This window comes from Thermomonospora curvata DSM 43183, from assembly GCF_000024385.1.
GTDB lineage: Bacteria > Actinomycetota > Actinomycetes > Streptosporangiales > Streptosporangiaceae > Thermomonospora > Thermomonospora curvata.
Genome location: NC_013510.1, coordinates 250,724 through 267,045, shown reverse-complemented (window position 1 = coordinate 267,045; position 16,322 = coordinate 250,724). Strand labels below are relative to the sequence as shown.

Genomic DNA, 16,322 nt, shown 5'->3' with positions numbered 1-16,322 from the left:
CCCCTTTCCGGACCACGTGTCCGGCCGACCACCCCCCGGAGCCGCCGTGAAACGACCACTGCGCCGACTGACCGTCCTGGCGTCCGCCACCGCCGCCGCCCTGGCGGCCCTGATCTCCCCGCCCGCCGCCTCGGCCGCCCAGGCCGCCGACGAGTTCGCCGACTGCCCGTCGCTGCCCGCCGACGCCCGGCCGCTCACCTGGAAGTGCTACGTGCTGACCGCCGAGGACACCCTGATCGGCGTCAGCCTCGGCCGCATGCACGCCCACACCAAGGAGCCGATCCGGCTGACCGTCGCCCAGGGCAGCCTCACCAACGGCAAGACCGTCGCCAAGCTCGGCGCGCTGCGCGCCAACCCCATCCCGTTCGTCACCGGGGTCCCCGGCACCCCCTTCGAGGTCCCCCACCCCACGGGCTGGAAGCTGGAGATCACCCCGACCGGGATGATCGAGCCCGGCATCCTGGTCCCGCACAAGCTCGGGGTGACCGCCCGCATCATCGGCGACGGCCTGGGCGACTCCTGCCGGGTCGGCTCCTCCTCCCGCCCGATCGTCATCGACCCGGTGGTCAACTGGGCGCTGCCGTGGGTCAGCAACGGCAAGGTCGGCACCCGCATGAAGGTGGCCGACATCGTCTACTCGCTGCCCATCGCCACCGGCTGCAACGGCAAGGACTTCACCGTCAACCAGCTGCTGGGGCTGCCCGCCAACTCCGTCAGCAACCAGTTCCAGGTCACCTGGACGATGATCAGCAAGCGCTACTGACAAATAACGCGCACGCGGGGCGCCGTGCCGGGCACGGCGCCCCGTCGTCATTCACGGCTTCTCGGGTTGCCCGTCGGTCCCGCCCATGGAGCGGATCACGCTGTGGTCCGGCACGGTGCCCGGGGCCATCCCGCGCGCCCGGCCGCCCGCCCGAACCACCGTCCGCTGCCGGCCGAGCAGCCGGTAGGTGCCCGGCTCCAGGACGACCACCTGGCCGAAGACGGTGCCCTTGTTCCAGCACGAGCACCTCACGACGCCGCGCGCGGCCGGCCCGATCCCGCTGCGCCCGGCCCGGCGCCAGGCGGTCTGCCGTCCCGCCCGGGTGACCGCATACGCCCACACGTGCCGGCGGCAGGCGTCGTAGATCGCGGTGAAACGTTCAGCCTCTTCGTCCACCGCCCGCACCTTCGTCCGTCCCGGCGTCTCGTCACCGGGAAGTGGTCCGGAAGGCCCCATCGTTACCGGCCGGTTCCATAACAAATGCGCCGGGATCAGCGGGGTGCGGTGCCGGTCCGTCCCGCACCGGCCCGGCCGCCTTGACCGAGTCGAGCCCGGCGAGCATCCGGAAGGCCGCCGCCCGCACCTTGGGGGTGATCGGCATGTCGAGGATCAGGCCCTGGGTGACCGTGAACAGCCGCACGTCAGCGGACATGGGATCGCCGGCGGCCTCGGTGCCATGCCCCCGGTACCACTTCAGCAGTTCCGCCTTGAGCCGGGCGGGGTCGGCGGGCAGCGCACGCAGGTTCTTCATGGTGACGTTGCGGCCCAGCCAGAAGATCTTGTCGCCGTCGACCAGCGGGGCACGGGTGAGCCTGGGGGCTTGGGCCGTATCTCCAGCCGCATGGGCTTGGACGTTCCGCTCCCCGGAAGCGGCGTGGGGCCGATGGGCACGCGCACGGTGAAGGCCTGCGGGGACCCGGCCCGGCACCATGCGGCGGCGTCCGCCGGCGTCGCCGGTTCGGCGCCCGGGTCCTGGCTGCGGGCATAGGACATGCCGCCGGGGCGGCAGGCGTCCAGAGTTCGCGGCGCTGCCGCGAGACGACGGTGTAGGCGTCCGCTCCCCGCCCGACCCGGTGGTAGCCGCGGGTGACCGTCGCGACGTGCCGGTACGCGCCGGTGGTATCCGAGCCGCCGTCGGCGCGGGAGGCGGCGGCCGGCAGCACGGCCCGGGCCGGCGCCCGGTAGCGGCGGGGCGTTCGGCCGCCTCGGCCTCCGAGGTCATGCGCATATCTCCGTCATGAGGGGCAACCCTCCCAGAGTCGTGGTCGGGGCTTTGCCCGTACTCCGGCGATGCCCGCGTTCGCTTTCCCGGCTCGGCCGAAGGTCGTCCCGGATCCCCCCGAGAGGGAATAGGTGGCTCAACCCTCTTGTTAGAGTGGGCAGCAGCAAAGTTGAGTCGGGTCGACTCAATTGATTTGACAAGGCATCCGGCCCGGGGCAACCTTGCCGCTGAAAGAGACTGACAGCCCATGTGCCCGCGCGGCGGGCACCGAGACGGCCGCCCCGGGGGACGGCCGAGCTAGCGACGGAGGACGAAGACCATGGCACGTGCGGTCGGTATCGACCTCGGGACGACCAACTCGGTCGTCGCGATTCTGGAAGGCGGCGAGCCCACCGTCATCGCCAACGCGGAGGGGTCGCGGACCACGCCGTCCGTCGTCGCCTTCGCCAAGAACGGTGAGGTCCTCGTCGGCGAGGTGGCCAAGCGCCAGGCCGTGACCAACGTTGACCGCACCATCCGCTCGGTCAAGCGCCACATGGGCACGGACTGGAAGATCGACATCGACGGCAAGAAGTACACGCCGCAGGAGATCAGCGCCCGCGTCCTGCAGAAGCTCAAGCGCGACGCCGAGGCCTACCTGGGCGAGAAGATCACCGACGCGGTGATCACCGTCCCCGCCTACTTCTCCGACCACCAGCGCCAGGCCACCAAGGAGGCCGGCCAGATCGCCGGCCTGAACGTGCTGCGCATCATCAACGAGCCGACCTCCGCGGCGCTGGCCTACCACCTGGAGAAGGAGAAGGAGGCCACCATCCTGGTCTTCGACCTGGGCGGCGGCACCTTCGACGTGTCGCTGCTGGAGGTCGGCGACGGCGTGGTCGAGGTCAAGGCCACCAGCGGTGACAACCACCTGGGCGGCGACGACTGGGACAACGCCATCGTCAACTGGCTGGTGGAGCGCTTCAAGAACGCCCACGGCGTGGACCTGTCCAAGGACAAGATGGCCATGCAGCGGCTGCGCGAGGCCGCGGAGAAGGCCAAGATCGAGCTGTCCGGCGCCACCGAGACCCAGATCAACCTGCCCTACATCACCGCCTCGTCCGAGGGCCCGCTGCACCTGGACGAAAAGCTCACCCGCGCCGAGTTCCAGCGCATGACCGCGGACCTGCTGGAGCGCTGCAAGGGCCCGTTCAACCAGGTCATCAAGGACGCCGGCGTCAGCGTCAAGGACATCGACCACGTGGTGCTGGTCGGCGGCTCCACCCGGATGCCCGCGGTGAGCGACCTGGTGCGCGAGCTGACCGGCGGCAAGGAGCCCAACAAGGGCGTCAACCCCGACGAGGTGGTGGCGGTCGGCGCGGCCCTGCAGGCCGGTGTGCTCAAGGGCGAGGTCAAGGACGTCCTGCTGCTGGACGTCACCCCGCTGAGCCTGGGCATCGAGACCAAGGGCGGCATCTTCACCAAGATCATCGAGCGGAACACCACCATCCCCACCAAGCGGAGCGAGGTGTTCACCACCGCCGAGGACAACCAGCCCTCGGTGGAGATCCAGGTCTACCAGGGCGAGCGGGAGATCGCCGCCTACAACAAGAAGCTGGGCACCTTCCAGCTGACCGGGCTGCCCCCGGCGCCGCGCGGCGTGCCGCAGATCGAGGTCACCTTCGACATCGACGCCAACGGCATCGTCAACGTCTCCGCCAAGGACCTGGGCACCGGCAAGGAGCAGTCGATGGTCATCACCGGCGGCTCGGCCCTGCCCAAGGACGAGATCGAGCGGATGATGCGCGAGGCCGAGCAGCACGCCGAGGAGGACCGCAAGCGCAAGGAGGAGGCCGAGGTCCGCAACCAGGCCGACACCCTGGCGTACTCGACCGAGAAGTTCCTGCGGGAGAACTCCGAGAAGGTCCCCGAGGACGTCAAGAAGGAGGTCGAGGAGGCGGTCGCCGACGTCAAGAAGAAGCTGGAGGGCTCCGACGTCGACGCCATCCGCGCCAGCGCCGAGAAGCTGGCCCAGGTCAGCCAGAAGATGGGCGCCGCCATGTACGCCCAGAGCTCCGGCGAGGGCGCGCAGGCCGGCGGCGCGAACGCGCAGGCCGGCTCCGACCAGGGCGGTGACGACGAGGTCGTCGACGCCGAGATCGTCGATGATGACAAGAAGGGTGGTGCGGCGTGACCTCGCCTTCCCCCAAGAAGGACGAGGAGCGTGAGGGCCTGGTGATCCGCGACCGCCGACGGATCGACCCGGAGACCGGGGAGGCTCGGGAGCGGTCCGCCAAGGACACCGCTTCCAAGCCTTCTGGGGAGTCCGGCGCGCCCAAGCCCTCCGCCCCGTCCGCCGACGCGGAGGAAGTGGCCAAGCTCAAGGCCCAGCTGGAGGAACGCACCGCGGACCTGCAGCGGGTGCAGGCGGAGTACTCCAACTACCGCAAGCGGGTCGAACGCGACCGGGTGGCGGTGCGCGAGCAGGCGCTGGCCAACGTCCTGACCGAGCTGCTGCCGGTCCTGGACGACATCGGCCGCGCCCGCGAGCACGGCGAGCTGACCGGCGGGTTCAAGTCGGTCAGCGAGGCGCTGGAGGCCACGCTCGGCAAGCTCGGCCTGCAGCAGTACGGAGAGAAGGGCGAGCCGTTCGACCCGACCGTGCACGAGGCGCTGGTGCACTCCTACTCCACCGAGGTCACCGAGACGACCTGCGTGGAGATCCTGCAGCCGGGCTACCGGCTGGGCGAGCGGATCCTGCGGCCCGCGCGGGTGGCGGTGGCCGACCCGCAGCCGGAGGAGGACAAGCAGGAAAGCGCCGGCGAGGAGAACTCCGCCGAGGAGTGAGGCGCTGAGCAACGGAGGCGTCCCGGGCGGCCCGCGCCCCATGACCGGGCCGCCCGGGCCCCTCCCCGCACGTCCGGGCAGGAGGGACCCGGCGGGCAGAACCCGATCACGACATCGCAGACTTACAAGACAGGCAAGCTTCAATACGAAAGCGGGGCACAGTGAGCACCAAGGACTTCCTTGAGAAGGATTACTACAAGGCCCTTGGTGTCTCGAAGACGGCCACCCAGGACGAGATCAAGAAGGCCTACCGCAAGCTGGCCCGCAAGTACCACCCGGACGCCAACCGCGGCGACGCCGAGGCCGAAGAGCGCTTCAAGGAGATCTCCGAGGCCTACGACGTGCTCTCGGACGAAAAACGCCGCCGGGAGTACGACGAGGCCCGCAGGCTGTTCGGCGCCGGGGGCTTTCGCCGCGGCCAGGGCGGCGGCTTCGGTTTCGACCTCGGTGACCTGTTCGGGCAGGGGCCAGGGGCCGACCGTTTCGGCGACCTGTTCGGCGGGCTGTTCGGGCGGACCGGCACCCGGGCCGGCGCCCGGCGGGCCCGGCGCGGCGCCGACGTGGAGACCGAGGTGACGCTGACCTTCAGCGAGGCGCTGGAGGGCGTCACCGTGCCGCTCCGCCTCACCAGCGAGGCCGCCTGCGCCAGCTGCCAGGGCACCGGCGCCCGGGCCGGCACCATGCCGCGGGTCTGCCCCTCGTGTGAGGGCACCGGGCAGGAGACCCGCAACCTGGGCAGCTTCGGCTTCTCCGAGCCGTGCCGGGTGTGCCGGGGCCGCGGCATGGTGGTCGACGACCCGTGCCCGACCTGCCACGGCAGCGGACGGGCCACCGGCACCCGCACCATCCAGGCCCGCATCCCGGCCGGGGTGGCCGACGGGCAGAAGATCCGTCTCAAGGGCAAGGGCGCGCCCGGCGAGCACGGCGGGCCGGCCGGCGACCTGTACGTCACCATCAAGGTCACGCCGCACAAGGTGTTCGGCCGCAGCGGCGACAACCTCACCGTCACCGTCCCGGTGACGTTCGCCGAGGCGGCGCTGGGCGCCCAGATCAAGGTGCCCACCCACCGCGGCATGCCGGTCACGCTGAAGATCCCGCCGGGCACCCGCAACGGCCGCAAGTTCCGGGTGCGCGGGCGCGGCGCCCCCCGCCGCGACGGCACCAAGGGCGACCTGCTGGTGACCATCGAGGTGCAGGTCCCGCAGAAGATCGACGACACCATGCGCGAGGCGCTGGAGAAGCTGCGCGCCGCCGAGGACGGCGACGCGCTCCGTTCCGGCCTGCTGCTTCAGGCCAGGGAGTGACTTCCCCTCGGCGGGGGCCGAGGGCCGGTGACCCGGAGGTCGAGGTTGACCCTTCACAGGCCGCCCGACGGCGAAGTCTTCCGGGCCTGCGGCAACGGGCCCCGTCGCCGGGCCGACCGGCCGGCGCGGCGTGAGCAAGGTACGAAGCAAGGATTTCCCGCAGCGGGTCCAGGGGGAAGTCCTTGTCCGGAGATGAGGTGATCCCGTGGACCACTTCGGTGACGACACCCCGGTCTATGTGATCTCGGTGGCGGCGCAGCTTTCCGGGCTGCACCCGCAGACGCTGCGCGCCTATGACCGGATGGGGCTGGTGTCTCCGAACCGGACGGCGGGCCGCGGGCGCCGTTACTCGATGCGCGACATCGTGATGCTGCGCGAGATCCAGCGGCTGTCGCAGGAGGAGGGCATCAACCTCGCCGGGATCAAGCACATCCTGGAACTGCAGCGCGAGACCGAGCGGCTCCGCCAGGAGCTGGCTCAGCTGCGCGCCACGATCGAGGAACTGTCCAACGAACTGGAGTCCACCCGCGCCGTGGCCGCCCGGCTGGCCGCCCAGCTGCGGCACGGCCCGCCCGCCCAGGGCGCCGGCCCGTCCGGCGGCGACCTGGTCCCGATCCGTCGTACCAGCGTTGTGCTATGGCGCGAGCGCAACCAGGGCATCTGACTTCTTCGACACCATCGGGGAGAAATCGTGGACTACAAGCTGACACGAAAAAGCCAGGAGGCGGTGTCGATCGCGGTCCGCCGGGCCGCGGCCGAAGGCCACCCCCAGGTTGAACCGTTGCATTTGCTGGTGGCGCTGCTGGCGCTGCCGGAGGGCACCGCGGTCCCGCTGCTGGAGGCGGTCGGGGCCGACTGGCAGGCGGTGCGCAGCGCCGCCGAGGAACGGCTGGCCCGGCTGCCCAGGGCGGCCGGTTCGACGGTGAGCAGCCCGCAGATGTCGCGGCAGCTCATCATGGCGATGAACACCGCCGGCAACCGCGCCCGGCAGATGGAGGACGAGTACGTCTCCACCGAGCACCTGCTGGTGGGGCTGGCCGCCGACGGCGGTGAGGCCGCCCAGGTGCTGCGCGAGGCCGGGGCCACCCCGCAGGCGCTGCTGGAGGCGTTCGAGAAGGTGCGCGGGCACGCCCGGGTCACCAGCGAGGACCCCGAGGGCACCTACCAGGCGCTGGAGAAGTACGGCGTCGACCTGACCGCCCGGGCCCGCGAGGGCAAGCTGGACCCGGTGATCGGCCGGGACACCGAGATCCGGCGGGTGGTGCAGGTGCTGGCCCGCCGCACCAAGAACAACCCGGTGCTGATCGGCGAGCCCGGCGTCGGCAAGACCGCCGTGGTGGAGGGGCTGGCCCAGCGGATCGTGGCCGGGGACGTGCCCGAGTCGCTCAAGGGCAAGCGCCTGGTGGCGCTGGACCTGGGCGCCATGGTGGCCGGGGCCAAGTACCGCGGTGAGTTCGAAGAGCGGCTCAAGGCCGTCCTGAACGAGATCAAAAGCAGCGAGGGCCAGGTCATCACCTTCATCGACGAGCTGCACACCGTGGTCGGGGCCGGTGCCGCCGAGGGCGCCATGGACGCCGGCAACATGCTCAAGCCGATGCTGGCGCGCGGCGAACTGCGCATGATCGGCGCGACCACGCTGGATGAGTACCGCGAGCGGATCGAAAAGGACCCCGCCCTGGAGCGGCGCTTCCAGCAGGTGTTCGTGGGCGAGCCGTCGGTGGAGGACACCATCGCGATCCTGCGCGGGCTCAAGGGCCGCTACGAGGCGCACCACCAGGTGCAGATCTCGGACGCGGCGCTGGTGGCCGCCGCGGCGCTGTCGGACCGCTACATCACCGCCCGGTTCCTGCCGGACAAGGCCATCGACCTGGTGGACGAGGCCGCCTCCCGGCTGCGCATGGAGATCGACTCCCGTCCGGTGGAGATCGACGAGCTGCAGCGCACGGTGGACCGGATGCGCATGGAGGAGCTGGCGCTGGCCAAGGAGTCCGACGAGGCCTCCAAGCAGCGCCTGGAGCGGCTGCGCCGCGACCTGGCCGACAAGAACGAGCAGCTCAACGCGCTGATCGCGCGCTGGGAGCAGGAGAAGGCCGGGCTGAACCGGGTCGGTGAGCTCAAAAAGCGCATCGACCAGCTGCGCGGGGAGGCCGAGCGCGCCCAGCGCGACGGCGACCTGGAGACCAGCGCCCGCATCACCTACGGGGAGATCCCGGCGCTGGAGAAGGAGCTGAAGGCCGCCGCCGAGCAGGCCGAGAAGCGGGACGCGATGGTCAAGGAGGAGGTCGGCCCGGACGATGTGGCCGATGTGGTGGCCTCCTGGACCGGCATCCCGGCCGGGCGGCTGCTGGAGGGCGAGACCGCCAAGCTGCTGCGCATGGAGGAGGAGATCGGCCGCCGGCTGGTCGGGCAGACCCAGGCGGTCAAGGCGGTCTCCGACGCGGTGCGCCGGGCCCGGGCCGGGGTCTCCGACCCCGACCGTCCCACCGGGTCGTTCCTGTTCCTCGGCCCCACCGGGGTGGGCAAGACCGAGCTGGCCAAGGCGCTGGCGGAGTTCCTGTTCGACGACGAGCGCGCCATGGTGCGCATCGACATGTCGGAGTACTCCGAAAAGCACAGCGTGGCCCGGCTGGTGGGCGCCCCGCCCGGCTATGTGGGCTATGAGGAGGGCGGTCAGCTCACCGAGGCCGTGCGGCGCCGCCCCTACTGCGTGGTGCTGCTGGACGAGGTGGAAAAGGCCCACCCGGAGGTTTTCGACATCCTGCTGCAGGTCCTCGACGACGGCCGGCTGACCGACGGCCAGGGCCGCACCGTGGACTTCCGCAACACCATCCTGATCATGACCTCCAACCTGGGCTCGCAGTACCTGGTGGACCCCACCTTGAGCAGCGAGGCCAAGCGGGAGTCGGTGATGAACACGGTGCGGGCCTCGTTCAAGCCGGAGTTCCTCAACCGGCTGGACGACATCATCCTGTTCGAGGCGCTGTCCACCGAGGACCTGACCCGCATCGTGGACCTGCAGGTCGCCCGGCTGGCCAAGCGCCTGGCCGACCGGAGGCTGAAGCTGACGGTCACCGACGCGGCCCGCGAGTGGCTGGCGCTGACCGGCTACGACCCGCTGTACGGCGCCCGCCCGCTGCGCCGCCTGGTGCAGACCGCCATCGGCGACCAGCTGGCCCGCGAACTGCTGGCCGGCACGATCGGCGACGGCGATGAGGTCGTGGTGGATCTGGACGAGGCCGCCGACCGCCTCACCGTCAAGCCCGCCGCTTCGCTCACCAAGTAAGCCCGCCGCCGCCGGGCGGCCCGATGAAAAACCGCCCCCGATGCTTCGGGGGGCGGTTTTTCATTTCTGCCCGATATTCGGTTGACACCGGCCGCGGGCATGGTGCTAGTGTCGGGGACATGGAGAACTGATCACGGCGGGTTGAGCTCGAAGTCAGCGCCTCATCGGCCGGCTCCTCCGGCGCGCTGCACGCTCCCCATCTCATTCACCCGGTGTTCGTCGTCCCGTTCCACCTGCACGAATATCCGCATTCACGCAGGTGAGGACCGCTCGTCCAGGCATCCGGCTCACGCGGCGTCCCCTGAACGGCGCCTGACCCATGCCGGCCTGCGCACCGGAATCTGCAATCCGGCATCCGGACGACGTCGCCTTACCGGGTTTTCCATTTCGTTCATCACGGTCCACCAAGGCCGTTGTTCGGCATGCCCGGAGGTGCCATTTATGCGAAAGATCGACTCCATCAAAGGCAATGGCAAAAAGGGAAAGAAGGAAGCCGACCCGGCGTTCCGCTTCGGCGGCAGGCACGCCGCGCTGGCCCGGGGCGCCCGCCCCAACGCCCGCCGGCTGCCCACCCGCAACATGACCCGGGGCCGCTGAGCCCTCACCGACCGGGCCGTCCCGCCGGTGCGGGACGGCCCGGTCCGCTCAGCGGACGCCCATGAGAGAGCGTCTGTCCCCTTTCGGGTCAAGGGCCCGTGGGGCGAGGACGGAGCGCGAGCGCCATGCAGGCAGGCCCCGGCACCGGCGGTGCAGACCAAGGCGATCCCACGATCTGGGCCAGGGCCTGGGACAGCAGGACGAGAAGGCATCACCACGGCTGCCCCGCCGACACGGGCGACACCGCGACCATGCGAACCGCCCGACCTTCACCAAATGCCCTGCATCACCACACGTCCCACCAACAAGACCACCACGGAACACCGGGGCGGTCTTTTCGGTGAACACACCGTCCAGGCCGCCTGTGCAGCAAGTACATTGCCGCCCGGTCCGGTGAGCGCGAGACCGCCCACTGCGGTCGCTGGTGAAGGGGGATGCGTGCGCGAAGTCGAGGTCAAGTTCCGGGTGCGGGACGCAGAGTCGCTGCAGGCCGCGCTCAAGGCGCAGGGGATCGAGCCGGGAGAGCCGATCCACCAGGACGATCAGGCATACGCCCCGGTGGGCTGGCGGTTCGGCGACAGCAAACTGGGCGTCTCCTTCGTCCGGCTCCGCACCGTGAACGGACGGCACTTCTTCACGCTCAAGCAGCCTAGGGAGAACGCCCAGTCCTGCCTGGAATACGAGACCGAAGTAGCCGATCGCGAACAAATGCACCATGCGATCGTGCACATGGGCTTCTACCCCACAGTGCGGGTCGCCAAGACCCGGCGGACCGCCAAGGTCGGCGACATCACGCTCTGCGTGGACGACCTGGACGGCGTGGGCACCTTCCTGGAGCTGGAACGCATGATCCCCGCCGATGCCCCGGTCATCGAAGCACAGCGGCAACTCGCCGCATTCGTCGCCGGCCTGGGCATCGACGCCGAGCACACCGACGAGACCTACGACTCGCTGGTACGCGCAGCCCAAGGATGATCCGACGGCAGTCGTTCCAGGATGCCCCTCAGCACCTGCTCGGGTACGTCCCGCCCGGCATCGTGACGGAGCACCGGCCGACAGGCGGCGCAAAGGCCGCCGCGACGCCCACGTGCGCCTCATCGATCCGCCCGCCCGCGGCTCGATCGCCGTTGCCCGGGAGGGCGCCCGGCTCGGCAGGGGTACCGGTCACTTCGGCATCGCGTTCGATCCAGCCTCCAAGGCCGTCCTTCATCCGCCCTGACACGATGCGTGGCGACCACCCCGACTCACGGAGACACGCCGCCTGAGGAGGCTCACGGCTTCCGCCCTACCGTGCATCCGGGGAGAACCCGCCGACAGTGACGCGCAAGCACGTCGAGGCTAGTGGTCGGGTGGGCTGAGGCGGGCGTTGAGCTGGGGGAGTTCTTTGCGGATGCGGCGGTCCATGGCGCGGGCGAAGTGCTCGTCGGCGACGGTGCGGGCGACCGGGCGCAGGCGTTCCACGGTGCGGGCCAGGCGGGCCAGGTCGGCGGGGGTGGGGTTGTCGCCCAGGGGGTCCAGCAGGTGGCGGCGGGCCAGGCGGACGAAGGCGTAGGCCATGCGGTCGAAGGCGGCCTCCAGCTCCCAGCTGACGGCCAGGATCGCCGACAGGGGGATGCCTTCTTGCACCAGGGCGGCGGTGGCTTCCAGCAGGCGCGGGATGCGGTGGGTCACCCGGTCGCCGTCGACCTTGATGTAGCCCAGTTCCTCGGCCTCGGCGAGGACGTCGGGGGTGAGCTGGTCGCCGAACATCTCGGTCAGTTCGGCCATGGTCATCTCGATCTCGGGCTGCCGGCTCCAGGGGGCGGCCGCCGCCCACTCGAAGCCCAGCAGTTCGCCCACGTCGCGGCCCTGTTCCCAGGCGGCCAGCAGCTCTTCGATGCCGTCCAGGCGGTAGCCGCGCTCCAGCAGTTCGGCGATGAGGCGCAGCCGGTCCAGGTGCGCCTGGGAGTAGTAGGCGACCCGGCCCTGGCGCCGGGGCGGGGGCAGCAGCCTGCGCTCCTGGTAGTAGCGCAGGGTGCGGACGGGAATGCCCGCTTCTTTGGCCAGCTCCTCGATCCGGTATTCCCGCTCCGGCCGGCGTGGCTGTGCCATGCTCCCCTCGTTCAAGCCGCCCGCCGGCCGCTCCCGTGCGCTCATGCGCTCACGGTACTGGGCCGGTTTCAGACATTACCAACCGTCACTGGCATGGTCTGGTTCACCGGTCACTCCTCGAAGAAGGGGTCGGCCAGCCAGGCGTGCAGGGCCATCTCCATCTCCAGCCGGCGGTCGGCGGCGTGCAGGTCCTGGCCGAACAGTTCCTGGAGCCGGTGGATCCGGTAGCGGACGGTCTGCGGGTGCACATGCAGCGCCCGGGCGGCGTTTTTGACGTTGAACCCGTGCTGCAGGCAGGTCAGCAGGGTCAGGCCGAGGCGTTCGGCCTCGCGCGGGCGCAGCCGCAGCAGCGGCGCCAGCAGCCGGCGGGCCATCATCCGCGGCAGTTCCGGGCGCTGGAAGAGCACCAGGGTGGGCAGGTGGTCCGCCCAGGAGATCACCGGGCGCCGCCCGGGGCCGCGGGGAATGAGGCCGCGTTCCACCAGCGAGAGGGTCTGCTGGGCCCAGTACCGCGAGGTGCCGACCTCTCTGGCGGAGACGGTCGGGCCGAGCACCGCCACCCAGGGGGCCGGCAGGTCGGCCAGGAACGGCAGCCCGCCCGGCCGTTCGGGGTCGGGCACGATTCCCCAGGGCCGGGAGCCGCGCCCGTCCATCAGCACCTCGGCGGGCAGGTTCGGCGGGGCCGGTTCCTCCCGCTGCGCCCAGTCCTCCGGGGCGTCCCGGCCGCCCGCTTCGTCCAGCGGGGCCAGCAGCAGCACCGCCATGCTGCGCGGCACCGCCCAGCCCGCCTGGGCGGCGGCGTCGGCGATGACCTCGGGCGCCACCGGCGGCTCGGTGGCCAGCAGCGACAGCAGCCGGGTGCGGTGGCGGGCCCGGTCGCCGCCCTGGCGGGCCAGTTCCCGGCGGTGTCCCTCGGCGGCCGCGGCGGCCAGCTCGTCCAGCGTGGTGAACACCATCTCGGCGAACACCCGGTACACCTCGCCGGGCAGCCGCAGCCGCTCGGACTGGACGGCCAGCCAGCGCAGCGCCGCCCGCGCCCCGGCCCGCAGCGCGGCCTGCAGCAGTTCCAGGCCGCGGCCGGCGCGGGCCTCCTCGGCGCCGGCCTCCATGAAGTGCTCCAGCAGGTGGCGCGGCCAGGTGGGGGCCGGGCCGCCCATCAGGTTGGCGAACTCGGCCACGGTGCGGCGGGTGGCCTCGGCCATCTCGGCCCGCCGCTCCGGCGCCTCCCGCCAGGCGTACTCGGGCACCTGCGCCCGGACCTCGTCGAAGATCTCGGTGGCCAGGTCGGCCTGGTAGCGGCGCAGCAGGGCCGCCGCCTGCGGCGGCACCAGGCTCCAGGGCGGCACCTGGCGGTCGCTCGCCATCAGCGTCATGGCGGGCCGCCTATCGCCGCGGCAGACCGAACGCAGCGGCCCGCCGCCGCGTTCTTCCTCGGCGTCCCCCTGCCCTCGTCCCGCCCCACGTCGCCATTTCGCCCACCTCACCCTGTGGCCCGATACATGCCAGTCACAGCTGGCACAGTGCAGGCTACGTCACATTCCTACCGGCAGGTAACCCTCTTGACAGAAGTAGTCGCCCGGTTACCCGCCGCCTGCGGCACGGCCGTCCTCTCCGCACCGGCGATGCGAGGGGGATGGCCTATGCGGAGAGGACGGCCCCACCAAAGGAGCCGGGCGGTCATGGCGAGCTTCGGCGGAGCAAAGACACCGCCCGGCTCCGGCTCAAAGCACCGGGACGGTCACCCCGCTCCCGCGTGGTCGTCCCGGCGCGCGTCCGCAAGACGGCCGGTCACCGTCAGGTAGCCGTCGGGGCTGATGCGGCCGGTCTCACCGGTGCGCAGCCAGCCGTCGTGAAAGTCGCCGGGCGCCTCGTCCCGGTGGTAGGAGCCGGCGATCCACGGGCCGCGCAGCTGCAGCTCACCGACGCTGAAGTCGTCGTGCGGCAGCGCCGCGCCGTCCGGGCCGACCAGCCGGGCCTGCACCGAGGCCGGCAGCCGGCCTTGGGCGAGCCGGTAGTGGCGGGCGCCCGCACCGGTCGCGTCGGCGGGCGGACGGGCCGGCGCCGCCGCCGCTCCCCACACGTGCAGCAGCGTGACGCCGCGCCGCTCATAGCCCTCCAGCAGGTCGGGAGAGCAGGGCCGGCCGTCGGCGAACACCTCGGTGAGGGAAGAAAGATCGGCGTCGGGGTCGGCCTCGATGTGCGCCAGCAGGTCCCGCCAGACCCGCAGGGGAGCCGCGCCCTTGGTGGGACGGGACGCGGCGATGAAGCCCGCCAGCGCCTGCGGCGCCTGGAAACGGTCGGGCATCGCCAGCGACGCCCCGGTCAGGAAGGCCAGGTAGGGCAGCCCCCAGCCCAGCGCGCACGACGGCGGGACGACCGCCAGCACCTTGTCCCCCGACGACAGGCCGAAGGCGTCCGGCATGGCCGCGCTCAACGCGTGCAGGTAGATCGACCGGTGACTGTGCACGACGCCCTTGGGCGCCCTGCTCCCATCGCCGGCGTAGCAGATCGCGGCGGGCGCCCGTTCGTCCAGGTCGGGCCAGGGGTAGGCCGGCGGACGGCCGTCCAGCAGCGCGGCGTACTCGTGCACGGTCACCCCGGAGGGGACGGCCGGGCCCGCGCCGGTGCCGCCGGCCCGGTTGACGATCACGTGCTCGACGGTCTTCATCTGCGGCAGCAGCGGCCCCAGGTGCGGCAGCAGCGCCTCGTCGGCGATGAGCACCCGGTCCTCGGCGTGCTCGGCGAGGCGGACGATCTGCTCGCCGGGCAGGCGCGCATCCAGCGGGTGCAGCACCGCGCCCATGCTCGGCACGGCCAGGCAGGCCGTCAGGTGCTCGGCGTTGTTCCACATGAACGTGCCGACCCGGTCGCCCTCGCCGACCCCCAGCTCGCCCAGCGCGTGCGCCAGCGCGGCGGCGTCCGCCCCGATCCGGGCGTAAGGGACGCGGCGCAGGCCGCCCGGTGCGGCGGTGTCCACCGTCGCCGAGGCGTGCAGTGCGGCGCCGTGCTCCAGCAGCCGGCGGATCTGCAACCGGGCGTCCTGCATCGTGCTCAGCATCGGCGGCTCCTGCTCGGAGGAAGGCGGGCTCAGTCGGCGGAGGCGGCCCGCCGGTCCGGCTCGGACAGGGCGGCCGAGGCGGCGGCCCCGCCGGCGCCGACCAGGCCGGTATCGCCGCCGGCGGCCAGCCAGCGCGTCTCGAACTCGGCCATCACCCGCCGGGCGTGCCGGGTGACGACCGCCGGGATCAGGCCCCGCACCAGCTGCATGGCCGGCAGCCAGCGCTGCCCGTAGACGTGGGCGCGGCGCCGCACGATGCCGTCCACCAGCCGCTCGACGGTGGGCTCCAGCGGATAGGTGCGGTTGGCGGGGAACGGCAGCCCGGCGCGCATCTGTCGCAGCACCTCGTTCTGGTCGGCGCCGCGCACCATGTCGGTGTCGGTCCAGCTCAGGTAGCCGATGCCGACATCGACCCCGTGGGCGGCCAGCTCGGCCCGCAGGCTGTGGGCGAACGCCTCGACCCCGGACTTGCTGGCGCAGTAGGCGGCCATCATGGGCGCGGCGCACAGCGCGGCCAGCGAGGCGACCTGGAAGAAGTAGCCCTTGCTCTCGCGCAGCGCGGGGATGAAGGCGCGGGCGGTGGTGACGCTGCCCAGCAGGTTGACCTCGATGACGCGGGCGAAGGTGCGGGGGTCGGAGTGCTCCACCGGCCCGCCGGTGGCGATGCCGGCGTTGGCGATGACCACATCGACCCGCCCGTAGCGGGCCCTGATCTCGCTCGCCGCCTTGGCCATGGCGGCGTCGTCGGTGACGTCCACCTCCCACCAGCCGGCGTGCTCGCCGCAGGACTCGGCGACCTCGGCCAGGCGGGTGGGCTCCAGCCCGAGCAGGGCCAGCCGGGCGCCGCGGGCGGCCAGTTTCCGGGCCAGCAGCTCGCCCAGGCCCCGGGCCGCCCCGGTGACCACCACGACCCGGCCGTCCATCCGCGGCTGCCGGCCCGCTTTCGTCATAGTGCCGACCTTTCTGCTGCTCGAGGGCCACACTGCCAGCCTGAGCTGGCAATGACGGCAGAGTAGACCATTGTCGCTACTCGCGGGTAGCCCTCAGATAGCGCGAATTCTCCCAGCACCACCGGGCGCCGCCGCGGCCGGAAGATCCTCCGCGTCCGCCAGTCGGGGCTGGCAGCCGATTCCCCAAGGCGCCGGAATCCGCCGCTTCGCGCAGTGGACGCGCACCCC

At 71.7% G+C, this 16,322-nt stretch carries 14 protein-coding genes; 8 read left to right on the top strand and 6 right to left on the bottom strand.

The genetic code is table 11. From position 1 onward, the window contains the following. The first annotated feature begins 46 nt into the window (after window positions 1–46). Window positions 47–763 carry a hypothetical protein gene (locus TCUR_RS01195; protein WP_012850630.1) on the top strand — a complete coding sequence of 239 codons (717 nt, stop codon included), beginning with the start codon at window positions 47–49 and terminating at the stop codon, window positions 761–763. 51 nt (window positions 764–814) lie between these two features. On the opposite strand, the gene TCUR_RS27385 is transcribed toward TCUR_RS01195, so the two are convergent. Together TCUR_RS27385 and TCUR_RS01185 are read right to left on the bottom strand one after the other, a co-directional pair. After that, on the bottom strand, window positions 815–1,159 hold the full coding sequence (locus TCUR_RS27385; protein ID WP_041439163.1) for a hypothetical protein: 345 nt from the start codon (window positions 1,157–1,159) through the stop codon (window positions 815–817). 31 nt (window positions 1,160–1,190) lie between these two features. Continuing rightward, the gene (locus tag TCUR_RS01185; RefSeq protein WP_041439161.1) at window positions 1,191–1,514 is read right to left on the bottom strand and encodes a hypothetical protein; all 324 of its coding nucleotides are present in this window, start codon (window positions 1,512–1,514) and stop codon (window positions 1,191–1,193) included. Between the two features lie 790 nt (window positions 1,515–2,304). On the opposite strand from TCUR_RS01185, the gene dnaK reads away from it, so the two are divergent. The 7 genes from dnaK to cyaB all read left to right on the top strand — a co-directional run bounded on the left by dnaK (window position 2,305) and on the right by cyaB (window position 10,970). Beyond that, complete coding sequence (dnaK, locus tag TCUR_RS01180; protein WP_012850627.1) at window positions 2,305–4,158, top strand: molecular chaperone DnaK; 1,854 nt, start codon at window positions 2,305–2,307, stop codon at window positions 4,156–4,158. Continuing rightward, a complete protein-coding gene (gene grpE / locus TCUR_RS01175) occupies window positions 4,155–4,811 on the top strand; it encodes a nucleotide exchange factor GrpE (RefSeq protein ID WP_012850626.1) in 657 nt (218 codons plus the stop codon). Before dnaK ends, grpE begins: the two co-directional genes overlap by 4 nt. A gap of 161 nt (window positions 4,812–4,972) precedes the next feature. Next, window positions 4,973–6,115, top strand: coding sequence for a molecular chaperone DnaJ (gene dnaJ, locus TCUR_RS01170; protein WP_012850625.1), 1,143 nt, complete (start codon window positions 4,973–4,975; stop codon window positions 6,113–6,115). 205 nt (window positions 6,116–6,320) lie between these two features. Next, window positions 6,321–6,779, top strand: coding sequence for a heat shock protein transcriptional repressor HspR (locus TCUR_RS01165; RefSeq protein ID WP_012850624.1), 459 nt, complete (start codon window positions 6,321–6,323; stop codon window positions 6,777–6,779). 27 nt (window positions 6,780–6,806) lie between these two features. Next, complete coding sequence (gene clpB / locus TCUR_RS01160) at window positions 6,807–9,398, top strand: ATP-dependent chaperone ClpB (RefSeq protein ID WP_012850623.1); 2,592 nt, start codon at window positions 6,807–6,809, stop codon at window positions 9,396–9,398. 441 nt (window positions 9,399–9,839) lie between these two features. Beyond that, a complete protein-coding gene (locus tag TCUR_RS26810) occupies window positions 9,840–9,995 on the top strand; it encodes a hypothetical protein (RefSeq protein WP_012850622.1) in 156 nt (51 codons plus the stop codon). 438 nt (window positions 9,996–10,433) lie between these two features. Next, a complete protein-coding gene (gene cyaB / locus TCUR_RS01155; RefSeq protein WP_012850621.1) occupies window positions 10,434–10,970 on the top strand; it encodes a class IV adenylate cyclase in 537 nt (178 codons plus the stop codon). A 363-nt stretch (window positions 10,971–11,333) separates the two neighbouring features. Here the strand turns inward: cyaB and TCUR_RS01150 are convergent, their stop codons facing one another. The 4 genes from TCUR_RS01150 to TCUR_RS01135 form a co-directional block, all read right to left on the bottom strand. Beyond that, the gene (locus tag TCUR_RS01150) at window positions 11,334–12,086 is read right to left on the bottom strand and encodes a MerR family transcriptional regulator (protein WP_012850620.1); all 753 of its coding nucleotides are present in this window, start codon (window positions 12,084–12,086) and stop codon (window positions 11,334–11,336) included. Between the two features lie 110 nt (window positions 12,087–12,196). Further along, window positions 12,197–13,459: a helix-turn-helix domain-containing protein gene (locus tag TCUR_RS01145; protein ID WP_012850619.1), complete on the bottom strand. Its 1,263-nt coding sequence runs from the start codon at window positions 13,457–13,459 to the stop codon at window positions 12,197–12,199. A gap of 365 nt (window positions 13,460–13,824) precedes the next feature. After that, window positions 13,825–15,144, bottom strand: a complete 1,320-nt coding sequence (locus TCUR_RS01140; protein WP_012850618.1) for an AMP-binding protein — start codon at window positions 15,142–15,144, stop codon at window positions 13,825–13,827. Window positions 15,145–15,173: 29 nt separating this feature from the next. Further along, window positions 15,174–16,094, bottom strand: a complete 921-nt coding sequence (locus TCUR_RS01135) for an SDR family oxidoreductase (RefSeq protein ID WP_012850617.1) — start codon at window positions 16,092–16,094, stop codon at window positions 15,174–15,176. Window positions 16,095–16,322 lie beyond the last annotated feature (228 nt).

Bases quoted from the DNA above. Each gene is read 5' to 3' on its own strand.
- TCUR_RS01185 (WP_041439161.1), bottom strand. From the start codon at position 1,514: ATGAAGAACCTGCGTGCGCTGCCCGCCGACCCCGCCCGGCTCAAGGCG.
- dnaK (WP_012850627.1), top strand. From the start codon at position 2,305: ATGGCACGTGCGGTCGGTATCGACCTCGGGACGACCAACTCGGTCGTC.
- TCUR_RS01135 (WP_012850617.1), bottom strand. From the start codon at position 16,094: ATGACGAAAGCGGGCCGGCAGCCGCGGATGGACGGCCGGGTCGTGGTG.
- TCUR_RS01140 (WP_012850618.1), bottom strand. From the start codon at position 15,144: ATGCTGAGCACGATGCAGGACGCCCGGTTGCAGATCCGCCGGCTGCTG.
- TCUR_RS01150 (WP_012850620.1), bottom strand. From the start codon at position 12,086: ATGGCACAGCCACGCCGGCCGGAGCGGGAATACCGGATCGAGGAGCTG.
- TCUR_RS01145 (WP_012850619.1), bottom strand. From the start codon at position 13,459: ATGACGCTGATGGCGAGCGACCGCCAGGTGCCGCCCTGGAGCCTGGTG.
- TCUR_RS26810 (WP_012850622.1), top strand. From the start codon at position 9,840: ATGCGAAAGATCGACTCCATCAAAGGCAATGGCAAAAAGGGAAAGAAG.